The sequence below is a fragment of the Rhizobium etli 8C-3 genome, from assembly GCF_001908375.1.
Classification (GTDB): Bacteria; Pseudomonadota; Alphaproteobacteria; order Rhizobiales; family Rhizobiaceae; genus Rhizobium; species Rhizobium etli_B.
The window spans coordinates 1594506-1610478 of the sequence record NZ_CP017241.1 but is presented as its reverse complement, the minus strand read 5'-3'; the positions used below and the strand labels follow the sequence as shown (position 1 = coordinate 1610478).

Annotated in this window: 19 protein-coding genes; 6 read left to right on the top strand and 13 right to left on the bottom strand. The window is 60.8% G+C overall.

What is annotated here, in order from left to right; all coding sequences use genetic code 11:
• Window positions 1-29: 29 nt before the first annotated feature.
• Together AM571_RS08205 and AM571_RS08200 are read left to right on the top strand one after the other, a co-directional pair.
• The gene (locus AM571_RS08205; RefSeq protein ID WP_074060969.1) at window positions 30-1028 is read left to right on the top strand and encodes a ketopantoate reductase family protein; all 999 of its coding nucleotides are present in this window, start codon (window positions 30-32) and stop codon (window positions 1026-1028) included.
• A 401-nt stretch (window positions 1029-1429) separates the two neighbouring features.
• Window positions 1430-1735, top strand: a complete 306-nt coding sequence (locus AM571_RS08200) for a DUF1883 domain-containing protein (protein ID WP_074060968.1) — start codon at window positions 1430-1432, stop codon at window positions 1733-1735.
• A 16-nt stretch (window positions 1736-1751) separates the two neighbouring features.
• On the opposite strand, the gene AM571_RS08195 is transcribed toward AM571_RS08200, so the two are convergent.
• Both AM571_RS08195 and AM571_RS08190 read right to left on the bottom strand, forming a co-directional pair.
• Window positions 1752-3068 carry a replication-associated recombination protein A gene (locus AM571_RS08195; protein WP_074060967.1) on the bottom strand — a complete coding sequence of 439 codons (1317 nt, stop codon included), beginning with the start codon at window positions 3066-3068 and terminating at the stop codon, window positions 1752-1754.
• Window positions 3065-4468: a DegQ family serine endoprotease gene (locus AM571_RS08190; RefSeq protein ID WP_074060966.1), complete on the bottom strand. Its 1404-nt coding sequence runs from the start codon at window positions 4466-4468 to the stop codon at window positions 3065-3067. Before AM571_RS08190 ends, AM571_RS08195 begins: the two co-directional genes overlap by 4 nt.
• A gap of 117 nt (window positions 4469-4585) precedes the next feature.
• Here AM571_RS08190 and AM571_RS08185 point away from each other — a divergent pair, with 117 nt between their 5' ends.
• Window positions 4586-4960 carry a YkvA family protein gene (locus AM571_RS08185; RefSeq protein ID WP_074060965.1) on the top strand — a complete coding sequence of 125 codons (375 nt, stop codon included), beginning with the start codon at window positions 4586-4588 and terminating at the stop codon, window positions 4958-4960.
• 32 nt (window positions 4961-4992) lie between these two features.
• On the top strand, window positions 4993-5343 hold the full coding sequence (locus tag AM571_RS08180; RefSeq protein WP_074060964.1) for a lysozyme inhibitor LprI family protein: 351 nt from the start codon (window positions 4993-4995) through the stop codon (window positions 5341-5343).
• A 93-nt stretch (window positions 5344-5436) separates the two neighbouring features.
• Here the strand turns inward: AM571_RS08180 and ilvD are convergent, their stop codons facing one another.
• The gene (gene ilvD / locus AM571_RS08175) at window positions 5437-7275 is read right to left on the bottom strand and encodes a dihydroxy-acid dehydratase (RefSeq protein ID WP_074060963.1); all 1839 of its coding nucleotides are present in this window, start codon (window positions 7273-7275) and stop codon (window positions 5437-5439) included.
• A 330-nt stretch (window positions 7276-7605) separates the two neighbouring features.
• On the opposite strand from ilvD, the gene msrP reads away from it, so the two are divergent.
• Both msrP and msrQ read left to right on the top strand, forming a co-directional pair.
• Window positions 7606-8553, top strand: a complete 948-nt coding sequence (gene msrP / locus AM571_RS08170; RefSeq protein WP_074060962.1) for a protein-methionine-sulfoxide reductase catalytic subunit MsrP — start codon at window positions 7606-7608, stop codon at window positions 8551-8553.
• Window positions 8553-9209, top strand: coding sequence for a protein-methionine-sulfoxide reductase heme-binding subunit MsrQ (gene msrQ / locus AM571_RS08165; RefSeq protein WP_074060961.1), 657 nt, complete (start codon window positions 8553-8555; stop codon window positions 9207-9209). Before msrP ends, msrQ begins: the two co-directional genes overlap by 1 nt.
• 10 nt (window positions 9210-9219) lie before the next feature.
• Here the strand turns inward: msrQ and AM571_RS08160 are convergent, their stop codons facing one another.
• The 10 genes from AM571_RS08160 to rpsE form a co-directional block, all read right to left on the bottom strand.
• Entirely contained in the window at window positions 9220-9600 is a 381-nt protein-coding gene (locus AM571_RS08160; protein ID WP_081377044.1) for a DUF4440 domain-containing protein, read from the bottom strand.
• 130 nt (window positions 9601-9730) lie between these two features.
• Window positions 9731-10153, bottom strand: coding sequence for a 50S ribosomal protein L17 (gene rplQ / locus AM571_RS08155; RefSeq protein ID WP_022718370.1), 423 nt, complete (start codon window positions 10151-10153; stop codon window positions 9731-9733).
• Between the two features lie 45 nt (window positions 10154-10198).
• Entirely contained in the window at window positions 10199-11209 is a 1011-nt protein-coding gene (locus tag AM571_RS08150) for a DNA-directed RNA polymerase subunit alpha (protein WP_022718371.1), read from the bottom strand.
• Between the two features lie 103 nt (window positions 11210-11312).
• The gene (gene rpsK, locus AM571_RS08145; protein WP_022718372.1) at window positions 11313-11702 is read right to left on the bottom strand and encodes a 30S ribosomal protein S11; all 390 of its coding nucleotides are present in this window, start codon (window positions 11700-11702) and stop codon (window positions 11313-11315) included.
• Window positions 11703-11834: 132 nt separating this feature from the next.
• Window positions 11835-12203, bottom strand: coding sequence for a 30S ribosomal protein S13 (gene rpsM / locus AM571_RS08140; protein ID WP_022718373.1), 369 nt, complete (start codon window positions 12201-12203; stop codon window positions 11835-11837).
• 227 nt (window positions 12204-12430) lie between these two features.
• A complete protein-coding gene (locus tag AM571_RS08135) occupies window positions 12431-13081 on the bottom strand; it encodes an adenylate kinase (RefSeq protein WP_074060960.1) in 651 nt (216 codons plus the stop codon).
• Window positions 13078-14418, bottom strand: a complete 1341-nt coding sequence (gene secY / locus AM571_RS08130; protein WP_074060959.1) for a preprotein translocase subunit SecY — start codon at window positions 14416-14418, stop codon at window positions 13078-13080. Before secY ends, AM571_RS08135 begins: the two co-directional genes overlap by 4 nt.
• 236 nt (window positions 14419-14654) lie before the next feature.
• Window positions 14655-15128 (bottom strand): 50S ribosomal protein L15, encoded by a 474-nt coding sequence (rplO, locus tag AM571_RS08125; RefSeq protein WP_074060958.1) that lies wholly within the window; start codon window positions 15126-15128, stop codon window positions 14655-14657.
• A 16-nt stretch (window positions 15129-15144) separates the two neighbouring features.
• Window positions 15145-15354 carry a 50S ribosomal protein L30 gene (gene rpmD, locus AM571_RS08120; protein WP_022718377.1) on the bottom strand — a complete coding sequence of 70 codons (210 nt, stop codon included), beginning with the start codon at window positions 15352-15354 and terminating at the stop codon, window positions 15145-15147.
• Window positions 15355-15368: 14 nt separating this feature from the next.
• Window positions 15369-15938: a 30S ribosomal protein S5 gene (gene rpsE, locus AM571_RS08115; RefSeq protein ID WP_022718378.1), complete on the bottom strand. Its 570-nt coding sequence runs from the start codon at window positions 15936-15938 to the stop codon at window positions 15369-15371.
• Between the last annotated feature and the right edge of the window lie 35 nt (window positions 15939-15973).

Here is a 15973-nt window from a genome sequence, read left to right as displayed (position 1 = left end):
GCGACAGCAATGATCGCGGAGCCCACCCAATGCCTTTTACGACCATCTGTATCTATGGCGCCGGCGCGCTTGGCGGTGCCATGGCGGTGAAACTTGCAGCCGGACTCGGCACCAGAGCGAGGATTTCCGTGGTGGCGCGAGGCGCCCATCTCGACGCTATGAAGAAGAACGGCCTTGATCTTTTCGAAGCCGGCTCCGAAACGCCGATCAATGCCCACATCACCGCAACGGATGATCCATCGGCGCTTCCACCACAGGATCTGATCGTTACGGGTCTTAAGGGCCACCAGCTTGGCGCGGCAGCCGAAGGCATCGCGAACCTGCTGAAGGACAGCACGCGGGTCGTCATGATCTTGAACGGCATTCCGTGGTGGTATTTTCACCGCGACAGGCAAAGCCCGTATGCCGAGCTTCAGTTGGAGGAACTCGACCCGGGAGGCCGGCTCTGGCGCCTGATCGGTCCGCAACGCGTGATCGGCTGCGTTGCCTATCAGGGCGCGGAAGTGATCAATCCCGGTCAGGTGAAACTCTCGAACAATGGCCGCTTCATCCTGGGCGAGCCCTCCGGCGAACCATCCGCCGACCTCGAAGCGATCGCTGCGCTTCTCTCCCGCGCCGGCCTCAGTATTACGGCCACGCAAGCCATCCGCGACGAAATCTGGAACAAGCTCACCGGCAACGCCGCCTTCAATCCGATCAGCGCCCTGACGCGAGCCCTGATGACCGACATCATGGCCAATCCGCCGCTTGCCGAAACCGTCGGCAAGGTGATGACCGAAGTGCGTACCGTCGGCCGCGCGCTTGGTGCCCGCTTTGACACCACCATCGAAGAGCGGCTCGAGCAATCCCGGCACGTAGGCGCAGTGCGCACCTCCATGCTGCAGGATCTTTTGGCCGGAAAGCCGCTCGAAATCGCGCCCCTGACCGGCGTGATCGTCACGCTGGGACGGCTTGTGTCGGTGCCGACACCGGTGTGCGAAACGGTACTTGCGTTGGTCTCGCAGCTCGATCGCGAAAACCAGCGATAGACTGTGCGGCTCCCGCCGGAGCGTTCCAATATCCATTACCCGTGAGCGACAATGGACTTCCTATCCGCATCGGCGCCACCTTTTGTGTCATCATGCAAAGGTGAGCGCTGCGTCTGATGTTTCCGCCCTTTTTATTTGGCCACAAGACCGGAGTGCGCCAGACGCGCGAACGTCCCAGGGCGCAAATCCTGGTGATCTTCGGCCTCGTGCTGGCCTGGTCGAACTCTACATCGTCATCGTAGACCTCTGGCAGTTGTCTTGAGCTCAGATGCCCGAAGCGCTGACCTCCCGCTGTTTCAGAGCGGGAGCGTCCGGCGCTTCACACCCGCGCGCAGCCCAACTCTTCCTTAACCGGCGTCCCCTACATTAGCGGCAAGAGACATCTCAATCCGCAAAGACCGATGCCGAAACCGAACTTCCGCTTTACCCATTATGATCTTCACGAACAGCGCGCCGGAACCGTCATCGAGGTGACGCTGAAAGCGGTGAACAATGTGCGGCTCATGACGGCGCCGAACTACCAGCGATTCACCGAGGTTCTCGATTTCAAGTATATCGGCGGAGTTGCCAAGAAATCACCCATCAGGCTCGCCATTCCCGAAAGCGGAAACTGGCACCTGGTCGTGGACATGGAAGGCCATCACGGGCTTTCCGAATCCTCAGTGAAGGTGATCGCCGCGCCGGCGGGCCAGAAGCAGGCGTCATAGAAGTCACCGGCGGCAATTAGCGCGGATTGCGCTCTTTTCTGAGCTTTGCCCAATATTCCAGCCGCTTGCGGATATCGCGCTCGAAGCCGCGCTCCGGCGGATCGTAGAAGGTCTGGCGCCCCATCTTCTGCGGAAAATAATCCTGGCCCGAAAAGGCGTCGGGCTCGTCGTGGTCGTAGCGATAGCCCTCGCTGTAACCTTCGCCCTTCATCAGCTTGGTCGGCGCGTTCAGGATATGCTTCGGCGGCAGCAGCGAGCCGTTTGCTTTTGCCGCCTGCGTGGCGGCCTTGAATGCCGTGTAGACGGCATTGGATTTCGGGGCGGTCGCCAGATAGACGCAGGCCTGCGCGAGCGCCAATTCACCTTCCGGTGACCCAAGGTAATCATAGGCGTCCTTGGCGGCGTAGCAGATGACCAGCGCCTGTGGATCGGCAAGTCCGATATCCTCTACCGCCATGCGCACCAGCCGTCGCCCGAGATAGAGCGGGTCCTCGCCGGCATCGAACATGCGAGCGAGATAGTAGAGCGCTGCATCCGGATCGGAGCCGCGCACGGACTTATGCAGCGCGGAAATGAGGTTGTAGTGGCCGTCCTGTGCCTTGTCGTAGACCGGAGCACGGCGCTGCACGATGCGCGTCAGTGCTTCGGTGTCGAACGTCTCACCGTCGCGGACGGCGCGCCAGACCTCCTCGGCAAGCGTGAGTACCGCACGGCCGTCGCCGTCTGCCATGCGCAAGAGGCTGGCGCGTGCGTCCGCCGTCAGCGGCAGCACCTTGCCTTCGGCCGTCTCGGCGCGCTTCAGCAGTTCTTCCAGGCTTTCTTCATCATGGGATTTGAAGGTCAGCACGCGAGCGCGAGACAAGAGAGCAGCGTTGAGCTCGAAGGACGGGTTCTCTGTGGTGGCACCAACAAGGATGATCGTGCCGTCTTCCATGACCGGCAGGAAACTATCCTGCTGGGCGCGATTGAAGCGATGAATTTCGTCGACGAAAAGCAGCGTCTGCCGGCCGTCCATGCGGCGCAGGCGCGCGGCGTCGAAAACCTTCTTGAGGTCGGCGACGCCGGAAAAGATCGCCGAGATCTGTTCGAAGGCGAGGCCTGCTTCACCCGAAAGCAGCCGGGCAACTGTCGTCTTGCCGGTGCCGGGCGGCCCCCAGAAGATCATGGACCCAAGCGAACCGCTCGCGATCATCCGGCGCAACACGCCGTCTTCGCCCGTCAGATGTTCCTGGCCGGTGACTTCGCCAATCGTCTGCGGCCGGAGCCGATCGGCAAGAGGCCGCCTGTTGGCGACCTCCTCAGGAACACGCGGTGCGAAGAGATCGTCACTCATCGGAAGAACTGCCTTATCCGCTGGCCGTCGCGCTCGATCTCGACGCGCCAGAACCCCGGGTCGGCGTCGGCCATCTGTTCCAGCTCCTCAGTTGTTTGTACCGGTACGCCATTGATCGAAACGATGATATCCTTCGGCTCGAAACCGAGACGCGCTGCAGGTGAGCCATCCTGCACATCGGCAACGACGACGCCGGTCGATTCCGTGGGCATGCGCAGATCGTCGGCAACGCGCGGCGACAAGTTCTCGACGACAGTTCCGGTGAAGGGCGTGCGCCCGCCAATGGTACGCTGGTCGCGCGGCGAGGTTTCCGGCGCCCGGTCGAGCTTCAGCGCCACCTGCTGCTCGCCGCCATTCTCGGCCACGGTCAGGTTCACGGAGCTGCCGAGACCTGCCGTGGTCAGGCGATAGAGAAGTGCGTCGGGATGCTCGACCGGAACGCCGTTCACCGCCGTGACGATCTCGCCGGCTTTCAGACCCGCCTTGGATGCAGGACCGCCATCCGTCACTTTCACGATCAGTGCGCCGCGTGCCTTGTCGAGACCAAGCGCCTCGGCAACCTCGGAGGTGACCGCGTCAAAGGTGGCGCCGACATAGGGGCGTTCGAACGACTTCACGCCAGCGTCGGCCGATGCCAGAAACACCTTTACCAGGTTGGCGGGGATAGCGAAACCGATTCCGTTCGAGCCGCCGCCGCGCGAGAAGATCGCCGTATTGATGCCGATCAGTTCACCCTTCATGTTCATCAGCGCACCACCCGAATTGCCGGGATTGATCGACGCGTCGGTCTGGATGAAGAAGCCGAACTCGTTTTTGACAACCTGATTGCGCGCCAGCGCTGAAACGATCCCGCTCGTCACCGTCTGGCCGACGCCGAAGGGATTGCCGATCGCAAGCACGAGATCGCCGACCTCGACGGCATCCGAGTTGCCGATCGTCAGCGTAGAAAAACTCGCCTTGGCGTCGATCTTCAGCACCGCAAGATCGAGCCGATCGTCACGCAGCACGACCTTGCACGGGAACTCGCGGCCGTCCGACAGCGCCACCTTGATGTCGTCCGCGCCCTCGATGACGTGGTTATTCGTCACCACTGTGCCGTTTGCTTCAACGATGACGCCGGAGCCGAGCGAGGATTGCTTCTCGGTGCGATTCGGCATTTGCTGGCCAAAGAACTGCTCGAAGAAAGGGTCGCCTGCGAAAGGAGATTGGCGCTGGATGAACTTCTCTGCATAGACGTTCACCACGGCGCCTGATGTCTGCTTGACAAGCGGCGCGAAGGAAAGCTGCAGCTCCGCCCGGCTTTGCGGCACAATCTTCGCGTCCTGCGCATCTGCGCCGAACGGCAAAGCGACGACCAGCGCAAAGAGCGAAATGGAAGCGCGTTTCAACAGGCCTTGCATCGGATTCCCTTCTGAATTCGTATTGAGAAAGTGTTGTAGCGCTGGACGTTAGAAAGGAAAGAGGGCGGAAGCATGAAGGAATAAGGCAGGTTTGAAAGCACGTGAGGAACTTGCGGCATGGAACTGATATCAAAAGCGAAAACATGGGCGAAGTCACTGAGGCGTGACATTTCCGCATTGTGGCTTGCCGCCCGCGATCCACGCGTTCCGTGGCTTGCAAAAGCGACCGCCGCAGCAGTGGCGGCCTATGCGCTTTCTCCTATCGATCTGATCCCGGATTTCGTGCCCGTCCTCGGCTATCTCGACGACCTCGTCATCGTGCCGCTCGGCATCTGGCTGGCCGTCAAGCTCGTCCCGCCAAAAATCATGGCCGAACTCCGCAAGGAGGCCGCATTGCGCGCCAACCATCCGGCCACTAGCAGAGCGGGGCTCCTTTTCGTCCTTGCCGTCTGGATTTTCTGCTTCATCTTTCTGGTACTGGCGTTCCTTTGAGGCGCCACCTCCCCGAAAGCAGGACAATTTGCATGAGACGTTCCCTCACCCTTGCCATACTTGCCTTGTCCGCGGCATGTCTGAGCTCTGGCGTCGCCCCTGCCGCGAGCTTCGACTGCGATGCAAAGGAGCTGAAGCCGGACGAAAAGGTAATCTGCGGCAACCGCGAGCTCAATGACGCCGACGTGAAGATGACGACGACGTTCGATCTCCTTTCCGGCCTGCTCGCCATGGGCTCGCGCGGCACGCTGCAGGACGAGCAAACGGCCTGGCTGAAGAAGCGGCAGGAATGCGGGGCTGATGCCGCCTGCATCAAGGCCGCCTATGACGAGCGGATAAAACAGCTCGGCGAGACCTACAAGAACGTCAACCGGCCGCTATAGCCGCGCCTGCTCAGCGTTCTTTAAGGCACAGAGACGGACGAGACGGCGCCCCAATTCCGCAAGGCGCGTCTCCTGATTGAGCCTTGCAGTTCCTCAGCGGCCGCCCAGGTCGCGCACCGCGCCGCGGTCCGCGCTCGTGGCGAAAGCCGCATAGGCTTTCAGCGCCGTCGTGACATTGCGCTTGCGATGTTCGGCCGGATGCCAGCCCTGCTCTTCCTGTTCGGAACGGCGGGTCGCAAGTTCGGCATCGCTGATGCGCAGGCCGATCGTGCGGTTCGGGATGTCGATATCGATCATGTCACCCGGGCGCACCAAGCCGATCGTGCCGCCGTTCGCCGCTTCCGGCGAAACGTGGCCGATCGAGAGGCCGGAGGTGCCACCGGAGAAGCGGCCGTCGGTGATCAGCGCGCACGCCTTGCCGAGGCCCTTCGACTTCAAATAGCTCGTCGGATAGAGCATTTCCTGCATGCCGGGGCCGCCCTTCGGCCCTTCGTAGCGGATGACGACGACGTCGCCCGCGACGACCTCGTTGCTGAGGATTGCTTTGACCGCAGCATCCTGGCTTTCGTAGACCTTGGCCGGACCGGAGAATTTCAGGATCGATTCATCCACGCCCGCCGTCTTCACGATGCAGCCGTCGAGCGCGAGGTTCCCCTTGAGGACAGCCAGGCCACCATCCTTTGAGAACGGATGCTCGACCGAGCGTATGACACCCTTTTCCCGGTCGGTATCGAGCTCTTCCCAGCGCGCGCTCTGGCTGAAGGCGACCTGCGTCGGAATGCCGCCGGGGGCCGCGAGGTAGAAGTCGCGAACCGTTTCGCTGCTGGTGCGGGTGATATCCCAGCGGTCGATAGCGTCACCCAGGGTCTCGGCATGAACGGTCGGGCAGTCGCGGTTCAGCAGACCGCCCTTGTCCAGTTCCCCGAGGATCGACATGATGCCGCCGGCGCGGTGGACGTCTTCCATGTGCACGTCGGCCTTGGCCGGCGCCACCTTGGAAAGGCACGGCACGCGGCGCGACAGCGCGTCGATGTCGGCGAGCGTGAAATCGACCTCGCCTTCATGGGCGGCAGCCAGGATGTGCAAAACGGTATTGGTCGAGCCGCCCATGGCGATATCGAGTGCCATGGCGTTTTCAAAGGCCTGCTTGGAAGCGATCGTGCGCGGCAGCGCCTTGACGTCGTCCTGCTCGTAGTAGCGGCGGGCAAGATCGACGATGAGGTGCCCAGCCTCGACGAAGAGGCGCTTGCGGTCGGCATGGGTTGCAAGCGTCGAGCCGTTGCCCGGCAGTGACAGGCCGAGCGCTTCGGTCAGGCAGTTCATGGAATTGGCCGTGAACATTCCCGAGCACGAGCCGCAGGTCGGACAGGCCGAGCGCTCAATCGTCTGTACATCCTCGTCGCTGATTTTGTCGTCAGCGGCGGCAACCATGGCATCGACCAGATCGAGCGCATGCTTCTTGCCCTGCAGCACGACCTTGCCGGCTTCCATCGGGCCGCCGGAAACGAAGACCGACGGGATGTTGAGGCGCAGAGACGCCATCAGCATGCCGGGGGTGATCTTGTCGCAGTTCGAGATGCAGACCATGGCGTCGGCGCAATGGGCGTTGACCATGTATTCGACACTGTCGGCGATCAGTTCGCGCGACGGCAGCGAATAGAGCATGCCGTCATGGCCCATGGCGATGCCGTCGTCGACGGCGATCGTGTTGAATTCCTTGGCAACGCCACCGGCCGCTTCGATCTCGCGGGCGACCAGCTGGCCGAGATCCTTCAGATGCACGTGGCCCGGCACGAACTGGGTGAAGGAATTCACCACCGCGATGATCGGCTTGCCGAAATCCGAGTCCTTCATGCCCGTTGCGCGCCAAAGGCCGCGCGCGCCCGCCATGTTGCGGCCGTGAGTCGTGGTTCTGGAACGGTAAGCTGGCATCGGTTTCTTCCTTGATCTGCGGAAATTGCGCGGACGATGCGGAACGGCAAGAAAGCTTGCAGACCGGGCAGCCGCTGCATTTTGGAATTGTCCTAATCCAATCGGCCGGGGCTGTCACTACCAGCAACTGCAAATCCGGTACGCCGCCCATTTGCGCGCATCGGACATATACGGTGGATCGTAGGCTTTTGTTACAGGCTATTCCATCACACCCGAACACAAAAAATTGGCTTCCCGAAAGCAATCTTCAAGGCCTACACAGTCATCCAAAGACGCTGCTGATGCGTTTACCGAGATAACGGGCCGTTCCCGGCCCAGGAGGATTTCGAAATGCCGGCTTATCATCCGCCAAAGATCCCCTCCACGGAGGTCACGCCGCGCCAGGTCTATCTCCGCCGCCGCGAGTTGCTTGGGGCTGCAACGCTCGGCGCCATGGCGCTCTATGGGGCAGGCAAGGCGAGCGCTGCGGCACTTTCCGTCATTGAGAGCAAGTACAAGGTCGATGAAAAGACCACGCCGCTGAAGGATGTGACGACCTATAACAACTTCTACGAATTCGGCCTCGACAAGGCTGATCCCTCAGCCCTGTCCGGCGACTTCAAGCCTCTGCCCTGGACCGTCAAGGTCGACGGCATGGTCGGCAAACCGGGCACCTTCGATATCGAGGCACTGATCAAGGAGTTTCCGATCGAGGAGCGCGTCTACCGCATGCGCTGTGTCGAAGCCTGGTCGATGGTGATCCCATGGAACGGCTTCCCGCTGGCAGCCCTGCTCGACAAGGTGGAGCCGCTGGGCAGCGCCAGATACGTCGCCTTCGAAACCGTCGTCCGGCCGGAGGAGATGCCGGGCCAGAAAGGCCTCTTCCAGTCACTCGAATGGCCTTATGTCGAGGGCCTGCGCCTCGACGAGGCCCGTCACCCGCTGACGCTACTTGCCGTCGGGCTCTATGGAGAAACGCTGCCGAACCAGAACGGTGCGCCGATCCGCCTTGTCGTGCCGTGGAAGTACGGCTTCAAGGGCATCAAGTCGATCGTGAAGATCACGCTCACCGACCAGCAGCCGAAGAACACCTGGCAGGTCACCAATCCGCAGGAATACGGCTTCTACGCCAACGTCAATCCGGCGGTCGATCATCCCCGCTGGAGCCAGGCAAGCGAACGGCGCATCGGCGAAAGCGGCTTCTTCGGCGCCAGCCGCCATCCGACGCTGCCCTTCAATGGTTACGCCAATGAGGTCGCAAGCCTCTACTCCGGTATGGACCTGAAGGCGAATTTCTGATGACGGATTTTTCCCTTAGGCTTGCGAAACGCTGGCAGCCGGCATCCGTGTGGCTGCTCTACGTGGCGGGGCTTCTGCCTGCTGCCTGGTATTTCTACCTCGGCGCCACCGACGGCCTCGGCGCAGATCCGGTGAAGACCTTCGAACTGCTCCTCGGCATATGGGCGATCCGCTTCCTGATCCTGACGCTCGCCGTCAGCCCTGCCCGCGAACTCTTCGGCTGGAATTATCTGCGCTACCGCCGTTCCCTCGGCCTTCTATGTTTCTACTATGTGGCGATGCATTTCACCGTCTACATGGTGCTCGACCAGGCATTGATCATCCAAGCTGTCATCGATGATGTCGTGAAACGGCCTTTCATCATGTTCGGCATGGCGGGGCTGACGCTGCTCATTCCACTTGCGCTCTCATCCAACAGTTTCTCGATCCGCCGCCTCGGGCCGAACTGGGTCCGCCTGCACCGCCTCGTCTACATCGTGGCAGCCTGCGGCGCACTGCACTTCGCCCTCTCGACCAAGGTCCTCGGCCTCGAGCAATACATCTATGTCGGCCTGCTGATCCTGCTGATCCTCTACCGCTCCTGGCGACCGATCGCCCGCAGCAGGAAACGCGGGCAAGGACGGCAAGCCGGCCGGGCGGCGGCGACCGCAGCTTGAGCCTGCAGCATCAGCCTATCACGGTCCCTTGATGAAACAGCATTTGCCATCCGGTTTCCGAGTGCTTCCAAATTGAGCTGCGCAAAACATGTCGCTCAAATCCATCCCCTCTTGTGCGGCGAGTTCGATAGGTCAACAAAACCGCGTCCGAAGATATGATGGTGAGCGAATAATCGTAGGCCAGCAATTCGCCAGGATCTTCGCTGTCGCTTTCCCGCACGAGAAGATCGATGATCTCCTTACGGCGATAGATCGCTCCGGAACTGCCGAACTCTAAAAAGTCCTCGGAAAGCAACTTTTCTAGTGCCGTTCTTGAGCGGCGGATGTCGAGGCGGTGAAGCGCCTCTTCGAGAACCCGGATCTCGCTCAGCAGTTCGGGCAATCTTTCCATGACCCCTATCCCGCGTTGAAATCGCCAGCTTCAGATAGCGTCATCAGCCTCCAAACACGACCAGAGGCGACAAACAAGAACAGCCGGGCTTGTCAGCCCGGCTGTTCTGCTTCCGGTGAACCGGACAATATCAGGCAGCGACAGCCTGCTCTTCGGCGGCGGTGCGTGCCTTGTCGGCTGCGCCCTTGGCGAAGGTGTCGCGGTCAACGAATTCGATGACGGCGAGTGCGGCGTTGTCGCCCTGGCGGAAGCCGGCCTTCATGATACGCAGGTAGCCGCCGTTGCGGGTTGCATAGCGCGAAGCGATCGTGTCGAACAGCTTCGAAACGACTGCGGCGTCCTTGATCTGCGAGATCGCCTGACGGCGAGCGTGCAGGTCGCCCCGCTTGCCCAGGGTAACGAGCTTCTCAACGATCGGACGGATTTCCTTTGCCTTGGGCAGGGTCGTCACGATCTGCTCATGCGTGATGAGCGAAGCCGCCATGTTGGCGAACATCGCCTTGCGGTGGCTTGCGGTTCTATTCAGCTTGCGGCCGGCTTTACCGTGGCGCATTGCTATTCTCCTTCACATGCAGGCATCTCGCCCGCCGTTTGATGGTTAGTACTGGTCTTCGTACCGCTTGGCGAGATCTTCGATGTTCTCAGGCGGCCATGCGGGCACTTCCATGCCGAGATGCAGGCCCATGGAAGCGAGAACTTCCTTGATTTCGTTCAGCGACTTGCGACCAAAATTCGGCGTGCGGAGCATTTCTGCTTCGGTCTTCTGAATGAGGTCGCCGATGTAGACGATGTTGTCGTTCTTCAGGCAGTTTGCCGAGCGGACCGACAGTTCGAGTTCGTCTACCTTCTTGAGGAGTGCCGGGTTGAAAGCGAGTTCGGTGACTGCTTCTTCTTCGGCTTCCTTCTGCGGCTCGTCGAAGTTGACGAAGACGCCAAGCTGGTCCTGGAGGATGCGCGCCGCAAAAGCGACGGCGTCTTCGCCGGAAACGGAACCATCGGTTTCGATGGTCATCGTCAGCTTGTCGTAGTCGAGAACCTGTCCTTCGCGGGTGTTTTCAACCTTGTAGGACACCTTCTTGACCGGCGAATAAAGGCTGTCGACCGGGATCAGGCCGATCGGAGCATCTTCCGCACGATTGCGTTCGGCCGGAACGTAGCCCTTGCCGTTGTTGACGGTGAACTCCATGCGGATTTCGGCGCCCTCGTCGAGCGTGCAGATGACATGCTCGGGGTTGAGGATCTCGATATCGCCGACCGTCTGGATGTCGCCAGCCGTTACAACGCCAGGGCCCTGCTTGCGCACGACCATGCGTTTTGCGTCATCGCCATCCATCTTGATGGCGATTTCCTTGATGTTGAGCACGATATCCGTCACGTCTTCGCGGACGCCCGGAATCGAGGAGAATTCGTGCAGCACGCCGTCGATCTGCACGGCCGTCACCGCGGCGCCGCGCAGCGAGGAGAGCAGAACGCGACGAAGCGCGTTGCCGAGGGTCAGGCCGAAACCGCGCTCCAGCGGCTCTGCAACGAGCGTCGCCTTGATGCGCGAGTTCGAAGAGAACTCGACCTTGTTCGGCTTGATCAATTCCTGCCAGTTCTTCTGAATCATGGTTTTGCCTTCCGTTCGTTGCCACCATCCAATCGTGGCAACCGAGCTTGAGAAGCACCGGGAGCGTCGACAAGACGCTCACCGGTGTTGTGAGTGGCGATGATCAGACGCGGCGCTTCTTGCGCGGGCGGCAGCCATTGTGCGGGATCGGCGTCACATCGCGGATGGACGTGATCATGAAACCGGCAGCCTGGAGCGCGCGCAGAGCGGATTCACGGCCAGAACCTGGACCGCAAACTTCGACTTCCAGCGACTTCATGCCATGTTCCTGCGCCTTCTTGGCAGCATCTTCAGCAGCGATCTGGGCCGCGAACGGGGTCGACTTGCGCGAACCCTTGAAGCCCTTGGCACCGGCGGACGACCAGGCGATGGCATTGCCCTGCGCGTCAGTGATGGTGATCATCGTGTTGTTGAAGGTCGAGTTGACGTGAGCCACACCCGACGAAATGTTTTTACGTTCGCGACGGCGAACGCGGACGGCTTCCTTGGCCATTGTATCCCTTTCTTGGATATCCTCACCGCCGTAATGCCAGCGGCTACACCGGAACGGCGCCCTAAAGCTCCGCCCCAAACTCAAAAGAGGCCGGCGCAGACCGCCAGCCTCCAACTCCCGGTTTCCCGGAAATTACTTCTTCTTACCAGCGATCGCCTTTGCCGGACCCTTGCGGGTGCGGGCATTTGTGTGCGTGCGCTGACCGCGAACCGGCAGGCCGCGGCGATGACGCAGGCCGCGGTAGCAGCCCAGGTCCATCAGACGCTTGATGTTCATCGAGGTTTCGCGACGAAGATCACCTTCGACCTGATAGTCGCGATCGATCGTTTCGCGGATCTGAAGAACTTCAGCGTCCGTGAGCTGGTGCACGCGGCGATCAGCCGGGATTCCGACCTTCTCGACGATTTCCTGTGCGAATTTCGAACCGATCCCGTGGATGTAGGTCAGCGCGATAACGACGCGCTTCGCAGTCGGGATGTTGACGCCAGCGATACGTGCCACGCCTATTCTCCTTGAGTTCCAGTTGCCATCAGGCAAGAGGGCTTCGATTATGCCGCCCTCCGAAGGGCCGCTCGTTCAAATTTGGGTTCGTAACATGTCAAAACGACCGAACCCGGACTTCCTTTGGGAAATCCGCGCCGATCGCATCGAATATCGCGAGTTGGCGCGGTGTTTAGCGGAATCAGCGCTGAAAGGCAACCGGTCCCGCCAAGTTTATTTTCAAAGCCTTAAAGCTTCGAAAGGATGGTTTCGATCTCTCCGGTGACGTGATCTATGTCGGCCATGCCGTCCACGCTCTTGAGCTTGCCCTTGGCGTAGTAATAGCCGATCAACGGAGAAGTTTCCTTGTAATAGACCTGAAGCCGCGCCGTCATCGTCTCCGGGTTGTCGTCCGGCCGGCGCTTGAAATGCGTCGAACCGCACTTGTCGCACACACCCTCGCGTTCCGGAGCCTTGTCGGTGTCGTGGTAGACGCTGCCGCATTGTGCGCATGAATAACGCCCCGCAACACGGCGAATGAGTTCGTCGTCATTGACCTTCAGCTCGATCACGACGGAAAGGTCGAGGCCCTTTGCGCGAAGCATCGTTTCCGTCGCATCCGCCTGGACGAGCGTCCGGGGAAAACCGTCGAGGATGAAGCCGTTTGCACAGTCGGGCTGATCGATGCGCTCGGAGACGATGGCGTTGACGACTTCGTCGGGGACAAGCTTGCCTGCCTTCATCAAGGCATCGGCCCGATTGCCGACCTCGGTTCCAGCGTGAACGGCTGCACGAAGCATGTCACCCGTGGAAAGCTGCGGAATGCCGTACTTCTCCACGATCCGCTGGGCCTGGGTACCCTTGCCCGCACCCGGCGGCCCCAAAAGTATGAGTCTCATCGCCCCCTCTTTCCTCCACGCAACTTCGATTTCTTGATCAGGCCTTCGTACTGCTGTGCAATCAGATGACCCTGGATCTGAGCCACCGTATCAAGAGTTACGCTAACCACGATCAAAAGCGAAGTACCACCAAGGGCTAATGGGATGCCCGTTTGCGACACGAGGATCTCAGGCAGGATGCAGACGAAGACGAGATAGATCGCACCGATGACCGTGATGCGGGTCAGGACGAAATCGATATATTCGGCGGTGCGCTCGCCTGGACGGATGCCGGGGATAAAGCCGCCATGCTTCTTCAGATTGTCGGCCGTGTCCTTCGGATTGAAGACGATGGCCGTGTAGAAGAAGGCGAAGAAGGCGATCAGCGCCGCATAGAGCAGCATGTAGAGCGGCTGGCCGTGGCCGAGCGCCGCAACGATCGCCGTCGCCCAGGACGGCAGCGACGTCGTGTTTGCAAAGCCCGCCACGGTCGCAGGCAGAAGCAGCAGCGACGAGGCGAAGATTGCCGGGATGACGCCCGAGGTGTTCAGCTTCAGCGGCAGGTGCGACGTATCGCCCTGAAACATGCGGTTGCCGACCTGACGCTTCGGATACTGGATCAGCAGCCGGCGCTGGGCGCGCTCGACGAAGACGATGACGGCGATAACGGCCATCGCGATCACGATGACGGCGAGAATCAGCGACGTCGAAAGCGCACCGGTGCGGCCGAGTTCGAGCGTGCCGGCAAGTGCGCTCGGAAGACCGGCAGCGATGCCTGCGAAAATGATCAGCGAAATGCCGTTGCCGATACCGCGCGAGGTGATCTGCTCGCCGAGCCACATCAGGAACATCGTGCCGCCGAGCAGCGTGATGACGGTGGAAATACGGAAGAACCAGCCCGGATCGACCACGAGGCCGCTGCCGCTTTCAAGGCCGACCGCAATGCCATAGGCCTGCAGCGCGCCGAGCAGCACGGTGCCGTATCGGGTGTACTGGTTGATGATCTTGCGGCCCTGCTCGCCTTCCTTCTTCAGGTTCTCGAGCGCCGGCACGACCGAAGTCATCAGCTGTACGATGATCGAAGCGGAGATATAGGGCATGATGCCGAGCGCGAAGATCGCCATGCGCTCGACGGCGCCACCCGAAAACATGTTGAAGAGGCCGAGAATGCCGCCCGCCTGGCCGCGAAAGGCCTGGGCATAGGCTTCGGGATTGAGGCCCGGAAGCGGAATGTGCGTTCCAAGACGATAGACGAGGAGAGCTGCAAGCGTGAACCACAGTCGCTTCTTGAGATCCTCGGCTTTGGCGAAGGTCGAAAAACTTAGATTGGAAGCCAATTGTTCCGCTGCAGACGCCATGCGATTCTCCGCGCTACCAATTCGGGCGCTTCGTGCGAGTGCCGGACCCGGAATCAGTATTCAAATTATTCACAATCGGGCTACGGACGGATTGCTGGCGCAACCAATGCCTCACCCTTGATTTCGTCAAAACCGGCATGCTGCGGAGGTGCAACGATGCAGATTCTTGTGAGGCCCACATATGGGAGCAAAATCGCCCGGTGTGAAGCCACCCCGGGCGACATATCATAAGATTATTATTCTGCCGCTGCGGCAGAAAGAAGCGTGATCGAAGCACCGGCCTTTTCGATCTTCTCGATGGCGGGCTTGGAAGCGCCTGCGACTTCGAGCTTGATCTTTGCCTTCAGTTCGCCGTCGGCGAGAACGCGAACGCCGTCCTTGGCACGGCGGATCACACCGGCGGCCTTGAGGGCTGCGGCATCGACAGTCGCCTTGGCGTCGAGCTTGCCGGCGTCGATCGCAGCCTGGATGCGTGCGAGAGAGACGACGACGAAGTCCGCCTTGAAGATGTTCGTGAAGCCGCGCTTCGGCAGACGGCGGTAGATTGGCATCTGACCGCCTTCAAAACCGTTGATGGCGACGCCGGAACGGGACTTCTGACCCTTCACACCGCGACCACCGGTCTTGCCCGAGCCCGAACCGATACCGCGGCCGAGGCGCTTGCGGCTGTGGGTCGAACCTTCGTTATCTCTGATTTCATTGAGTTTCATGATGATAACCTCCGTCTCACTTCTCGTCGACGACGCGAACGAGATGCTGGACAGCACGGATCATGCCGCGAACGGAAGGCGTATCTTCCAGGGTGCGGGTCCGGTGCATCTTGTTGAGGCCGAGGCCGATCAGCGTCTGGCGCTGTACAGCCGGCCGGCGAATCGGGCTGCCGATCTGCTCGACGGTAACCGTCTTCGCTTCGGTCTTCTTGGTAGCCTTAGCCATGGGTCAGACTCCTCTTATTCTTCAGAGGCGTTGCCGGAGGCGGCACGGCGAGCCTGAAGCGTAGCATACTTGATGCCGCGCTGAGCTGCGATGTCCTTCGGGTGAACCTGGTGCTTCAGGGCGTCGAAGGTTGCGCGAACCATGTTGTACGGGTTCGAGGAACCGGTCGACTTGGCGACAACGTCGTGAACGCCGAGCGTTTCGAAAACGGCGCGCATCGGACCGCCGGCGATGATGCCGGTACCGACCTTGGCCGAGCGCAGCAGAACCTTGCCGGCGCCATGGCGGCCATGGACGTCGTGATGCAGAGTGCGGCCTTCACGCAGGGGAACGAAGATCAGCTCGCGCTTGGCGGCTTCCGTAGCCTTGCGGATCGCTTCGGGTACTTCGCGTGCCTTGCCGTGACCGAAGCCTACGCGGCCTTTCTGGTCACCGACGACGACGAGAGCGGCGAAACCGAAACGGCGGCCACCCTTAACAACCTTGGCGACGCGGTTGATCGCGACAAGCTTGTCGACGAATTCGCTGTCGCGCTCTTCGCGGCTCTGGCGATCTTCGCGAGAACCCCTTCTTTCCTGTGCCATTGTCCTCTTCCTTTTTCTTTTCCGGGTGCAATCGG